Source organism: Klebsiella sp. X13 (assembly GCF_003323835.1).
In the GTDB taxonomy this organism is placed as follows: domain Bacteria; phylum Pseudomonadota; class Gammaproteobacteria; order Enterobacterales; family Enterobacteriaceae; genus Klebsiella; species Klebsiella ornithinolytica.
Genome location: NZ_CP030874.1, coordinates 3,753,651 through 3,767,249 on the forward strand (window position 1 = coordinate 3,753,651; position 13,599 = coordinate 3,767,249).

At 54.6% G+C, this 13,599-nt stretch carries 10 protein-coding genes; all 10 read right to left on the reverse strand.

The features are described 5' to 3' along the window. Positions 1 to 8: 8 nt before the first annotated feature. The 10 genes from cydB to sdhC all read right to left on the reverse strand — a co-directional run bounded on the left by cydB (position 9) and on the right by sdhC (position 13,548). Positions 9 to 1,148 carry a cytochrome d ubiquinol oxidase subunit II gene (gene cydB / locus DSD31_RS17875; RefSeq protein WP_004859683.1) on the reverse strand — a complete coding sequence of 380 codons (1,140 nt, stop codon included), beginning with the start codon at positions 1,146 to 1,148 and terminating at the stop codon, positions 9 to 11. A gap of 15 nt (positions 1,149 to 1,163) precedes the next feature. After that, positions 1,164 to 2,732, reverse strand: a complete 1,569-nt coding sequence (gene cydA / locus DSD31_RS17880; protein WP_004859682.1) for a cytochrome ubiquinol oxidase subunit I — start codon at positions 2,730 to 2,732, stop codon at positions 1,164 to 1,166. Between the two features lie 839 nt (positions 2,733 to 3,571). After that, complete coding sequence (sucD, locus tag DSD31_RS17885; protein ID WP_004859678.1) at positions 3,572 to 4,441, reverse strand: succinate--CoA ligase subunit alpha; 870 nt, start codon at positions 4,439 to 4,441, stop codon at positions 3,572 to 3,574. Then, positions 4,441 to 5,607, reverse strand: coding sequence for an ADP-forming succinate--CoA ligase subunit beta (gene sucC, locus DSD31_RS17890; protein ID WP_004859677.1), 1,167 nt, complete (start codon positions 5,605 to 5,607; stop codon positions 4,441 to 4,443). Before sucC ends, sucD begins: the two co-directional genes overlap by 1 nt. Before the next feature lie 145 nt (positions 5,608 to 5,752). Then, positions 5,753 to 6,973: a 2-oxoglutarate dehydrogenase complex dihydrolipoyllysine-residue succinyltransferase gene (odhB, locus tag DSD31_RS17895; RefSeq protein WP_004859675.1), complete on the reverse strand. Its 1,221-nt coding sequence runs from the start codon at positions 6,971 to 6,973 to the stop codon at positions 5,753 to 5,755. A 14-nt stretch (positions 6,974 to 6,987) separates the two neighbouring features. Continuing rightward, the gene (sucA, locus tag DSD31_RS17900) at positions 6,988 to 9,795 is read right to left on the reverse strand and encodes a 2-oxoglutarate dehydrogenase E1 component (RefSeq protein WP_004859672.1); all 2,808 of its coding nucleotides are present in this window, start codon (positions 9,793 to 9,795) and stop codon (positions 6,988 to 6,990) included. A gap of 509 nt (positions 9,796 to 10,304) precedes the next feature. Next, entirely contained in the window at positions 10,305 to 11,021 is a 717-nt protein-coding gene (gene sdhB / locus DSD31_RS17905) for a succinate dehydrogenase iron-sulfur subunit SdhB (RefSeq protein ID WP_004859670.1), read from the reverse strand. Positions 11,022 to 11,036: 15 nt separating this feature from the next. Beyond that, positions 11,037 to 12,803, reverse strand: a complete 1,767-nt coding sequence (gene sdhA / locus DSD31_RS17910; RefSeq protein WP_004859668.1) for a succinate dehydrogenase flavoprotein subunit — start codon at positions 12,801 to 12,803, stop codon at positions 11,037 to 11,039. Further along, a complete protein-coding gene (gene sdhD, locus DSD31_RS17915) occupies positions 12,803 to 13,150 on the reverse strand; it encodes a succinate dehydrogenase membrane anchor subunit (protein ID WP_004859665.1) in 348 nt (115 codons plus the stop codon). The genes sdhA and sdhD overlap by 1 nt, the downstream gene beginning before the upstream one ends. Next, positions 13,144 to 13,548 (reverse strand): succinate dehydrogenase cytochrome b556 subunit, encoded by a 405-nt coding sequence (gene sdhC / locus DSD31_RS17920; protein WP_004859662.1) that lies wholly within the window; start codon positions 13,546 to 13,548, stop codon positions 13,144 to 13,146. The genes sdhD and sdhC overlap by 7 nt, the downstream gene beginning before the upstream one ends. Between the last annotated feature and the right edge of the window lie 51 nt (positions 13,549 to 13,599).

The following is a 13,599-nucleotide window of genomic DNA, read 5'->3' on the forward strand; positions in this document are numbered from 1 at the left end:
TCCTTACCTTAATACAACGAGTGGGTGTTCTTTTCGATGTCTTCGCGGGTAATGCGACCGAACATCTTCCAGTAACACCAGGTGGTGTAACCCAGAATAATCGGCACGAAGACAATCGCCACGTAGGTCATCAGGTTCAGCGTTCTTTGGCTGGAGGTTGAATCCCACATGGTCAGACTAACGTTCATCATCGTGCTGGACGGCATGATGAACGGGAACATCGCAATCCCGGCGGTCAGAATGATGCAGGCCAGCGTCAGAGAAGAGAAGATAAACGCCAGAGCGCCCTTCTCCATCCGCGAGGTCAGGATAGTCAGCAGCGGCAATACCACGCCCAGTGCCGGGATAGCCCACAGCGAAGGCATATTATTGAAGTTCACCAACCATGCACCAGCCTGACGAGTCACTTCTTTGGTCAGCGGGTTAGATGGCGCAGAGTGGTCGATAGCCGAGGTGACCACATAACCGTCGATCCCGTATACCACCCAGACACCGGCCAGCAGGAAGCAAACCAGCGTCACCAGTGCCGCAACCTGAGAGGTCGTGCGGGCACGCAGGTGCAGCTCACCAACGGTACGCATCTGCAGGTAGGTAGCCCCCTGCGTCAGAATCATCGCCACGCTAACAATACCGGCCAGCAGACCAAACGGGTTGAGCAGCTGGAAGAAATTACCGGTGTAGTACAGGCGCATATATTCATCCATATGGAACGGTACGCCCTGCAGCAGGTTCCCGAACGCCACGCCAATCACCAGCGGCGGAACGAAGCTACCGATGAAGATGCCCCAGTCCCACATGTTGCGCCAGCGGGTATCTTCAATCTTCGAGCGGTAGTCAAAACCCACCGGACGGAAGAACAAAGCGGCCAGCACCAGAATCATCGCCACATAGAAGCCGGAGAACGCGGCGGCATAGACCGTCGGCCAGGCAGCAAACAGTGCGCCGCCGGCGGTGATCAGCCACACCTGGTTTCCGTCCCAGTGCGGAGCGATGGAGTTAATCATGATTCGACGCTCGGTGTCATTACGACCGAGGAAACGGGTGAGCATGCCCACCCCCATGTCGAAGCCATCGGTGACGGCGAAACCAATCAGCAGAACACCGATCAGTAGCCACCAGATAAAACGCAATACTTCATAATCGATCATTTGACGACTCCTGTCTTAGCGTGCCGGCTGAGTAGTCGTGGAAGACTGCTCGTAGTGGTAGCGACCGGTTTTCAGGCTGCTTGGTCCACGGCGTGCGAATTTGAACATCAGATACAGCTCCGCGACCAGGAACAGGGTGTACAGACCGCAAATCAGCAGCATCGAGAAGATCAGGTCACCGGCGGTCAGGGACGAGTTCGCTACCGCGGTAGGCAGTACCTCACCTATCGCCCACGGCTGACGACCATATTCCGCGACGAACCAACCGGACTCGATAGCGATCCACGGCAGAGGAATTGCGTACAGCGCAATGCGCAGCAGCCATTTCTTCTCGCCAATTTGGTTACGGATAACGGTCCAGAACGACGCCGCGATGATACCGAGCATCAGGATGCCGCAGGCCACCATAATACGGAACGCGAAGTACAGCGGCGCAACGCGAGGAATAGAGTCTTTCGTCGCCATAGCAATCTGCGCTTCCGTCGCGTCAGAGACGTTCGGGGTATAGCGTTTCAGCAGCAGACCGTAGCCCAAATCTTTCTTCACGCTGTTGAATTCATCGCGTACAGCCTGATCGGTTGAGCCTGCGCGCAGCTCTTCCAGCAGGGTGTAAGCTTTCATCCCGTTACGAATACGCGCTTCGTGCTGTGCCAGCAGGTCTTTCAGACCAATAACCGGCGTATCCACGGAACGAGTGGCAATAATGCCCAACGCATAAGGAATCTGGATTGCGAAGTGGTTGGTTTGCGCATCCTGGTCCGGAATACCAAACAGGGTAAAGGCAGCCGGAGCTGGCTGTGTTTCCCATTCGGCTTCGATGGCCGCAAGTTTAGTTTTCTGCACGTCACCCATTTCGTAACCGGATTCATCACCGAGCACGATAACGGAGAGAATCGCCGCCATACCGAAGCTGGCAGCAATGGCAAAGGAGCGTTTAGCGAAAGCGAAGTCGCGACCGCGCAGCATATAGTAGGAGCTGATACCCAGGACGAACATTGCGCCGCAGACGTAGCCGGATGCGACGGTATGGACAAATTTCACCTGCGCAACCGGGTTCAGAACCAGCTCGGAGAAACTGACCATCTCCATACGCATGGTTTCAAAGTTGAAATCCGAGGCGATCGGGTTTTGCATCCAGCCGTTCGCCACGAGGATCCACAATGCAGACAAGTTGGAACCCAGTGCCACCAGCCAGGTCACCGCCATGTGCTGAACTTTGCCCAGACGATCCCAACCGAAGAAGAACAGACCTACAAAGGTAGATTCGAGGAAGAAGGCCATCAGACCTTCAATGGCCAGAGGCGCACCGAAGATATCGCCCACGTAGTGAGAATAATAAGACCAGTTTGTCCCGAACTGGAACTCCATGGTCAACCCGGTTGCTACACCCAGCGCAAAGTTGATACCAAACAACTTGCCCCAGAACTTGGTCATATCTTTATAAATCTGTTTGCCGGAAAGGACGTAAACCGTTTCCATGATGGCCAGCAGGAACGCCATACCGAGCGTCAGTGGCACAAAAAGGAAGTGGTACATCGCGGTCAAGGCAAACTGTAAGCGCGACAGTTCGACTATATCTAACATCATGACTCCTTGCTCATCGCATGAAGACTCCGAGAATGAACCCTGCACACCGGGTTCATACGCATGCCCCAATACAAAATAACTTGCATCCCGCTTCGTTACCGTTTCGTCGCCAGATGAAACAGCTCCTCGCAAAGGTTACAAATACGTTAACGAAAAACCCAATTGATTCCCCAATATATTACGCCGCAATAACCTTACAATAAACAGGATTTTATTGAATCAGTTTTACATTTACGACGGTGATCAATATATAGCGAAAATGCCTGATTTAGGCCAATTTGATTGGCGACAATTTAACGTTTTTTTGTGGTTTTTTCCAAGCTTTAAGTATTGATATAAATCAATTTTTCCCGCTCATGTTAATTATGTATCCCAACAAAGAATAATGGTGAAGGTAATGTTAAATATATGTTTAAAGCATACCAATAATGGTTACTAAAAAGAGAGATATGAGAAGTATAGGTAATATGATTTAACTTTAAGTCGTATCGTATGAAAAAAAATAGCGATCTGATTAATGTTAGACGCTTCACAGTATTTTTTCCTGATAGACAGCATCAATTAAATCATCATTTTTATCTTTTCATTTTCAGGTAAGAAATAGCAGTGAGAATCATTCCCTCTTCTGCCGAAAAATAGCGGGTTATTATTTTAAAAAAAGGTGTTAAATCAATACAATAGAAGTGGTTTTTCCGGATAACTGCGATCTGCCACGGCAAAAGTGCGCCGCGGGGACCGTTGAAACTGCGGCAAAGAGAGGCATAAAAAAGGCCACCTGACGGTGGCCAACCATGTCGAAATCGGACATTTAACTGCTCAGCTTGAGCAGAGAGGGTTTACTTAATGATTGATTTCAGCGCTTCGCCGATATCCGCCAGGCTACGAACGGTCTTCACGCCCGCCGCTTCCAGCGCAGCAAATTTCTCATCAGCCGTGCCTTTACCGCCTGCGATAATGGCGCCCGCGTGGCCCATACGCTTGCCTTTCGGCGCGGTCACACCGGCGATGTAACCGACAACCGGCTTGGTGACGTGATCTTTGATGTAAGCAGCCGCTTCTTCTTCCGCGCTACCGCCGATCTCACCGATCATCACGATCGCTTCGGTCTGCGGGTCTTCCTGGAACAGCTTCAGGATATCGATGAAGTTAGAACCCGGGATCGGGTCGCCGCCGATACCAACGCAGGTAGACTGGCCGAAACCGTAATCGGTGGTCTGCTTAACCGCTTCATAGGTCAGCGTGCCGGAACGGGAAACGATCCCCACTTTACCCGGCTGATGAATGTGACCTGGCATGATGCCGATTTTGCATGCGCCTGGGGTGATAACGCCCGGGCAGTTAGGGCCGATCATGCGTACGCCGGCTTCATCCAGCTTCACTTTCACCGTCAGCATATCCAGCGTCGGGATACCTTCGGTGATGGTGATGATCAGCTTAATGCCCGCATCAATAGCTTCCAGGATGGAGTCTTTGCAGAACGGGGCCGGAACGTAGATAACGGTCGCGGTTGCGCCGGTTGCTTCAACGGCTTCGCGCACGGTGTTAAACACCGGCAGACCCAGGTGAGTGGTGCCGCCTTTGCCTGGCGTAACGCCGCCGACCATTTGAGTGCCGTAAGCAATGGCTTGTTCAGAGTGGAAAGTCCCCTGGCTACCGGTGAAGCCCTGGCAGATAACCTTGGTGTTTTTATCAATTAAAATGGACATTATTTCCCCTCCACTGCGGCAACAACCTGCTGTGCTGCGTCCGTCAGACTTTTCGCTGCAATAATATTCAGGCCGCTGTCAGCCAGTTTCTTCGCGCCCAGTTCGGCGTTGTTCCCTTCCAGACGTACGACAACCGGTACGTTTACGCCAACTTCTGCTACCGCGCCGATGATGCCGTCAGCGATCAGGTCGCAACGCACGATACCGCCGAAGATGTTAACCAGTACGGCTTTAACATTGCTGTCGGAAAGAATGATTTTGAACGCTTCAGTCACGCGCTCTTTGGTTGCGCCGCCGCCAACATCGAGGAAGTTAGCCGGTTCGCCGCCGTGCAGTTTAACGATATCCATGGTGCCCATTGCCAGGCCCGCACCGTTAACCATACAACCGATGTTGCCGTCCAGCGCAACGTAGTTCAGTTCCCACTGTGCAGCCTGCGCTTCACGCGGGTCTTCCTGAGACTGGTCGCGCATTTCACGCAGATCCGGCTGGCGGAACAGCGCATTGCCGTCGGCGCCCAGTTTGCCGTCGAGGCAGATCAGGTCGCCCTGCTTAGTGATAACCAGCGGGTTAATTTCGATCAGCGCCAGGTCGCGCTCCAGGAAGATAGTCGCCAGACCCATAAAGATTTTGGTGAACTGCTGAACCTGCTTACCTTCCAGACCCAGTTTGAACGCCAGCTCGCGTCCCTGGTAAGGCATCGGGCCTGCCAGCGGATCGATCGCAATTTTGTGGATCAGGTGCGGGGTTTCTTCCGCCACTTTTTCGATTTCCACGCCGCCTTCGGTGGAGGCCATGAACACTACACGACGGGAGCTACGGTCAACAACCGCACCCAGATACAGCTCTTTGGCGATATCTGTCGCTGCTTCAACCAGAATCTGGTTAACCGGCTGGCCGTTGGCGTCTGTCTGGTAGGTCACAAGGCGTTTGCCCAGCCAGTGCTCAGCAAATGCGCGAATGTCTTCTTTACTGTTAACTACTTTCACACCGCCCGCTTTACCGCGGCCACCAGCGTGAACCTGACATTTCACTACCCACGGACCCGCGCCGATTTTTGATGCGGCTTCTTCTGCTTCGCGCGGAGTAGTACAGGCATAACCCACCGGCGCCGGTAAACCATAGCGGGCAAACAGTTGTTTTGCCTGATATTCATGTAAGTTCATGTGTTCAGTCCATCCTTCAGGGAATAATTATCTTTAAACCTGTAGGCCTGATAAGACGCGCTAGCGTCGCCATCAGGCATCTCATCAACGCCGGATGGCGGCGTAAACGTCTTATCCGGCCTACGGTAGGTAATACTCTTGCTGACTACACGTCCAGCAGCAGACGAGTCGGGTCTTCCAGCAGCTCTTTGATAGCAACCAGGAAGCCTACCGATTCACGTCCATCGATCAGACGGTGGTCGTAAGAGAGCGCCAGGTACATCATTGGCAGAATTTCTACCTTGCCATTGACCGCCATCGGGCGATCTTTAATGGCATGCATACCCAGAATGGCGCTCTGCGGTGGGTTGATGATTGGCGTGGACATCAGAGAACCGAATACGCCGCCGTTGGTAATGGTGAAGTTACCGCCGGTCAGGTCATCTACGGTCAGCTTGCCGTCACGGCCTTTCACTGCCAGCTCTTTAATATTCTTTTCGATATCCGCCATGCCCAGCAGGTCAACATCACGCAGAACCGGAGTCACCAGACCGCGCGGCGTAGAGACCGCCATGCTAACGTCGAAGTAGTTGTGATACACCACATCATCGCCATCGATAGAGGCGTTCACTTCCGGATAGCGTTTCAGCGCTTCAACCACGGCTTTCACGTAGAAGGACATAAAGCCCAGACGGATACCGTGACGTTTTTCGAAGGCATCGCCGTACTGCTTACGCAGATCCATAATCGGCTTCATGTTGACTTCGTTGAAGGTCGTCAGCATGGCGGTGGAGTTCTTCGCTTCCAGCAGACGCTCGGCAACACGTTTGCGCAGGCGGGTCATCGGAACGCGTTTTTCAGAACGGTGGCCCAGTTGCGCAACCGGTGCTGCCGCAGCGGCAGGCGCTTTGGCTTCGGTTTTAGCCGGTGCCGCCGCCAGATGTTTCTCAACATCTTCACGGGTCAGGCGGCCGCCGACGCCGGTGCCTTTAATGGCTGCGGCATCGAGGTTGTGTTCAGCCAGCAGACGGCGAATCGCCGGGCTGAGGGCATCATTGCTCTGCTCTTCCAGAGAGGCCTGCTGACGCTGAGCCGGGGTGGACTCTTTAGCGTCGGCTTTCGCCGCGGACTCTTTACCCGCGCTGTTGCCTTCACGCAGGCGACCGAGGATCTGGCGAGAAAGTACGGTTGCACCTTCGTCTTCCAGCACTGCATCCAGAATGCCGTCCGCTGAAGCCGGTACTTCCAGTACCACTTTGTCAGTTTCGATTTCCACCAGCACTTCATCACGCTGGACGCTATCGCCCGGTTTTTTATGCCAGGTCGCAACCGTCGCGTCAGCTACGGACTCAGGCAGATCGGGAACCAGAATATCTACGCTACTCATTATGTATCCTTTAATTAATCGACGTTCAGCGCGTCATTGACCAGATCTTGTTGCTGTTTCTGGTGAACGGACATATACCCTACCGCCGGAGAGGCGGAGGCCGGGCGGCCTGCGTAACGCAGAGAGGCCCCAAACGGAATCACTTCGCGGAAGTGATGCTGGCTGCAGTACCACGCGCCCTGGTTGAGCGGTTCTTCCTGGCACCAGACAAAATCATGCACGTGAGCGTAAGGCTTCAGCGCTTCCTGTACCGCCTGATGCGGGAACGGATAGAGCTGCTCTATACGCACGATAGCGACATCTTTTTGGTCGTTCTTACGGCGTTGTTCCAGCAGATCGTAATAAACCTTACCAGAGCACAGGACAACACGCTTCACCGCTTTCGGGTCGAGGTCATCGATTTCACCGATGGCCGGCAGGAAGGTGCCGTTCGCCAGTTCGTCCAGGCTGGAGACCGCCAGCGGATGGCGCAGCAGAGATTTCGGCGACATCACCACCAGCGGACGACGCATACCGCGCAGCGCCTGACGACGCAGCATGTGGTAAACCTGAGCCGGAGTCGATGGCACACAAACCTGCATATTCTGTTCAGCACACAGCTGCAGATAGCGTTCCAGACGCGCGGAGGAGTGCTCCGGGCCCTGGCCTTCGTAGCCGTGCGGCAGCAGCATGACCAGGCCACACATCCGGCCCCACTTCTGCTCGCCGGAGCTGATGAACTGATCGATCACCACCTGAGCGCCGTTAGCAAAGTCACCAAACTGCGCTTCCCAGATAGTCAGGGTGCGCGGTTCCGCAGTGGCGTAGCCGTATTCGAACGCCAGCACCGCTTCTTCAGAAAGCACGGAGTCCCAGACTTTGAAATGCTCCTGGCCGTTATGCACATGCTGCAGTGGCGTGTAGGTCGAACCGTTCACCTGGTTATGAATCACGGAATGGCGGTGGAAGAACGTACCGCGACCGGAGTCTTCACCGGACAGGCGAATCGGAATCCCTTCATCAACCAGCGTGGCGTAAGCCAGGTTTTCCGCCGCACCCCAGTCGAACAGCTTCTCGCCGGCGGCCATCGCCTGGCGATCGCCATAAATCTTCGCCACGCGAGACTGCATTTCAATGCTGTCCGGCACGGTGCTGATGCGTTTAGCCAGCTCCTGCAGACGTTTCATCTCGACTTTACTCGGGTAGCTCTCATCCCACTCGTGGTTGAGGTACGGTGACCAGGTAAAGGAATGCAGGTTCATCGGACGCCATTCCTCAACCACGCATTCGCCGGCATCCAGCGCATCACGATAGAGGTTAACCAGTTCGGTCGCATCTTCCAGGGTCGACACTTTGTCCTGCTCAAGTTTGTCGGCGTAGATTTTGCGCGGGGTCGGATGTTTTTTGATTTTCTGATACATCAGCGGCTGCGTTGCGCTCGGCTCGTCGGCTTCGTTATGGCCGTGACGGCGGTAGCACACCAGGTCGATGAAGACATCGCGTTTGAAGGTATTACGGAAATCCAGCGCCAGGCGGGTAACGAAAGCAACGGCTTCCGGATCGTCCGCGTTCACGTGGAAGATCGGCGCCTGAACCATTTTACCGATATCGGTGCAGTATGGCGTGGAGCGCGCATCCAGCGGGTTCGAGGTAGTGAAGCCCACCTGGTTGTTGATAACGATACGTACGGTTCCGCCCACTTCGTAGCCACGCGCCTTGGACATGTTCAGGGTTTCCTGAACCACGCCCTGACCCGTCACTGCGGCGTCGCCGTGGATAGTAATCGGCAGCACTTTATTGCTGCTCGGCTCGTCGAGACGATCGAGACGCGCGCGAACCGACCCGATAACCACCGGGCTGACGATTTCGAGGTGTGACGGGTTAAACGCCAGCGCCAGGTGCACCAGGCCGCCTTCGGTTTCCATGTCAGAAGAGAAGCCCATGTGATACTTCACGTCACCGGTGCCGAGGTGTTCTTTATGCTTGCCCGCGAACTCGTCGAACAGGTCCTGCGGTTTTTTGCCCAGAACGTTAACCAGCACATTCAGACGACCGCGGTGCGCCATGCCGAGCACCACTTCACGGGTGCCGCTTTTGCCAGCGTGACGGATCATCTCTTTGAGCATCGGGATCAGCGCATCGCCGCCTTCCAGCGAGAAGCGTTTGGCGCCCGGGAATTTCGCGCCGAGGTAACGTTCCAGGCCTTCGGCTGCTGTCAGCTCGGTCAGGAAACGTTTCTTCTCGTCAGCGGTAAAGCTGGCTTTCCCTGCTACCGACTCAATACGCTGCTGAATCCAGCGTTTCTCTTCGGTAGAGGTGATGTGCATGTATTCCGCGCCGATAGCGCCGCAGTAGGTTTGTTTGAGCGCGGCAATCAGCTCGCCCAGTTTCATCGTATCTTTGCCGATAGCAAATGAACCTACGTTATAGCTTTCCTGGAAATCGGCCTCGGTCAGATCGTGGTATGCAGGATCGAGATCCGCCACTCTCTCTTGCTTCCACAGTCCCAGCGGATCGAGATTCGCATGCTGGTGACCACGGAAGCGATATGCGTTGATGAGCTGCAGGACTTTAACCTGCTTCACATTGGTATCAGGGTCGGAAATCGAAGAAGTGTAACGTGAGGCATCCTTCGCCAGTCGACGGAAATAATCACGCGTTTTCGAATGAAATTGATCCGGTTTGACTCCGGTGCCAGGTAACTGCTGGAACATAGAACGCCAGTTGGCGTCAACAGAGTCAGGATCGGTTAAGAAGTCTTCATAGAGCTGTTCTATCCAGCTCTGGTTCGAACCAGAGAGGTAAGAAGAGTCCAGCCAGGCTTTCATTGCGCCGTTCTGCATCGTGATCCCTTAAGCATTTATATGCTTATTTCGCCGTAGAAACTACCACGCACAGCAATTGTACGTGCCGGGGTTCACTTGTTGCGGACGAGTTGTGGCTTCTGCATCCGCGAAGGAACCTTTAAAAACTGCCATTAATCTTCGGCGTTCAGGCTGCGGTTGCGTTAGCTGCCTTCACTTACCCCGATCACATAGTTCACTATGCTCCCTGGGATGCGTTCAGTTGCCGCCTTACCTCGCTCTGAACGCCTTGATTACTGGTACATATTTGGCGGTTTTTAAAGATTTCCTGCCATCCCCTTCATACTTCAAGTTACATGTGCGTTGGCTTTCCTCACTCACCCCAGTCACTTAAGCTTGAGTAAGCTCCTGGGGATTCGCGGCGTCGCCGCCTTCCTGTAACTCGAATTATTTAGGGTATTCATTTCCCGGCGGCACAAACGCTGCCGGGGCTACTGCTTCGGGTAGCCCGGATAAGCGATAGCGCCATCCGGGACAGACCGGGTTACTTACGCACTGCGCTGCAGCAGCATCGACTTAATATGGCCGATGGCGCGCGTCGGGTTAAGCCCTTTCGGACATACACTGACGCAGTTCATGATGCTGTGACAGCGGAATACGCTGAAAGCATCGCTTAACCCTTCCAGACGGCTGTCGGTTTCGGTATCGCGGCTGTCAATCAGGAAACGATACGCAGCCAGCAGACCTGCCGGGCCGATAAACTTGTCCGGATTCCACCAGAACGACGGACAAGAGGTTGAACAACATGCGCAAAGAATACACTCGTACAGACCATCGAGTTTTTCGCGCTGCTCTGGCTTCTGCAGATGCTCGCGAGCCGGAGGATTTTGCCCATTATTCAACAAGTAAGGCTTAATCTTCTCATATTGTGCATAGAATTGCCCCATGTCTACAACCAAATCGCGGATAACCGGCAAACCGGGCAGCGGACGGATGACAATTTTCTTACCCGGCTGATTCAGCGCGGAGATCGGCGTGATACACGCCAGACCGTTCTTACCGTTCATGTTCAGACCGTCGGAGCCACAGACCCCTTCACGGCAGGAACGACGAAATGAGAGCGACGGGTCTTTTTCTTTCAGCTGCATCAGGGCATCCAGCAGCATCATGTCACGACCTTCTTCCGCTTCGAGGGTGTAATCCTGCATGCGCGGAGCATCGTCAACGTCCGGGTTATAACGATAAATTGAAAACTCTAGTTTCATTTTCCTGTCTCCGCATTAATAAGTACGAATCTTCGGCGGGAATGCCGGACGCAGTTTCGGTTCCATGTTGACGCTACGACGCGTCATGGATTCCGACTCTGGCAGATACAGGGAATGGCACAGCCAGTTTTCGTCATCACGATCCGGGAAGTCGAAGCGGCTATGCGCGCCGCGGCTTTCGGTACGGAAGTTTGCAGAAACCGCGGTGGCATAGGCAGTTTCCATCAGGTTATCCAGCTCCAGGCACTCAACGCGCTGGGTGTTGAACTCGCTGGAGGTGTCATCCAGGCGCGCATTTTTCAGGCGCTCGCGGATCGCTTTCAGCTGCTCAAGCCCTTTGGCCATCGCATCGCCTTCGCGGAATACCGAGAAGTTATGCTGCATACACTCTTGCAGCGCTTTGCGGATTTCCACCGGATCTTCGCCGTTACGGTTACCGTTCCAGCGGTTCAGACGTTCAAGGGACGCGTCGATTTCGGCTTCGGTCGCGTCAAGCAGATCGCCCTGCTCGGCAATCGACTCCTGCAGATGCAGACCGACCGCACGACCGAACACCACCAGGTCAAGCAGGGAGTTGCCGCCCAGACGGTTCGCGCCGTGGACCGATACGCAGGCAATTTCGCCGACGGCGAACAGGCCAGGAATCACCACGTCTTCGCCCTGCTCGTTCACGGTCAGCGCCTGACCGGTCACTTTGGTCGGAATACCGCCCATCATGTAGTGGCAGGTTGGGATAACCGGAATCGGCTCTTTCACCGGGTCGACGTGGGCGAAGGTACGTGAAAGCTCCAGGATGCCCGGCAGACGGGATTCCAGAACCTCTTTCCCCAGGTGGTCCAGTTTCAGCTTCGCATGCGGGCCCCACGGGCCGTCACAGCCGCGACCTTCACGGATTTCGATCATGATGGAACGCGCCACCACGTCACGACCCGCCAGGTCTTTCGCATTCGGGGCATAACGCTCCATAAAGCGCTCGCCGTGTTTGTTCAGCAGATAACCGCCTTCGCCGCGGCAGCCTTCTGTCACCAGAACCCCCGCACCGGCGATACCGGTCGGGTGGAACTGCCACATTTCCATATCCTGCACCGGCACGCCGGCGCGAATCGCCATCCCGACGCCGTCACCGGTGTTGATGTGGGCGTTAGTTGTGGACTGGTAGATACGGCCTGCGCCGCCGGTTGCCAGCACGGTCGCACGGGCTTTGAAGTAAACCACTTCACCGGTCTCGATACACAGCGCGGTACAACCTACCACCGCGCCATCGGCGTTTTTCACCAGATCCAGTGCATACCACTCGGAGAAAATGGTGGTGTGGTTTTTCAGGTTCTGCTGATAAAGGGTATGCAGCAGCGCGTGACCGGTACGGTCAGCCGCCGCAGCGGTACGTGCCGCCTGTTCGCCGCCGAAGTTTTTCGACTGGCCGCCAAACGGACGCTGATAAATGGTGCCATTCTCCAGGCGGGAGAACGGCAGCCCCATATGGTCAAGCTCCAGAATCGCTTCCGGGCCGGTCTTACACATATATTCGATGGCGTCCTGGTCACCGATATAATCGGAGCCTTTCACCGTGTCATACATATGCCATTCCCAGTTATCTTCATGGGTATTACCGAGCGCCACGGTGATGCCACCCTGCGCGGAAACGGTATGGGAACGGGTAGGGAACACTTTAGAGAGCAGCGCACAGGTCTGGCCGCTCTGGGAAATTTGCAGCGCCGCGCGCATACCTGCGCCACCGGCACCAATCACAACTGCATCAAATTCTCTGACAGGCAATTTCATCACACACCCCACACCACAACAAATCCATAAAGAACGTAAGCCACCAGCGCAACAACGATAACCAGTTGCAGAATTAAGCGTACAGCCAGCGGTTTAACGTAGTCCGTCAACACCTGCCACATCCCGATCCAGGCGTGAATCAGAATGGACACGAGGGCTAACAGGGTGAAGACTTTAGTGAATGCGGAGGAGAAAAAGCCCGTCCAGACTTCCCAGGAAATTTCACCGGTGGTGGCAAAAAAGCCGACCATGTAGATGATGTAAAGGGTCAGAACGATGGCGGTAGCACGAACCAGAATGAAGTCATGTACGCCGTTGCGTCCCAGTGCTGAGGCGTTGCTTACCATACGAGGACTCCTGCGAGAAGTGAAAGCACGACAGTAATAACAAAAGAAATCTTAGCGGAGCGTGTCCCTACTTCGAGGGTTTCTTCCAGGTAGCCAAAATCCATCAACAGGTGGCGGATACCGACAACGGCGTGGTATGCCAGCGCGGTCAGGATGCCCCACATGATGAACTTCACAAAGAAGCTATCCATGATGGAAGACGCAACGAGGAAACCTTCTGGAGAGGAAAGGCTGGTGCCCAGCAACCAAAGCAGAATCCCGACCGCCACGAAGGTGATCACACCGGAAACGCGATGGAGAATGGACGCTATCGCTGTGATTGGGAACCGGATCGTTTGCAGATCCAGATTGACAGGTCTTTGTTTTTTCACATTTCTTACCATGAATAACGCCCACATGCTGTTCTTATTGTTTCCTTCCTCCGGTCTGCTTGCGGGTCAGACAGCGTC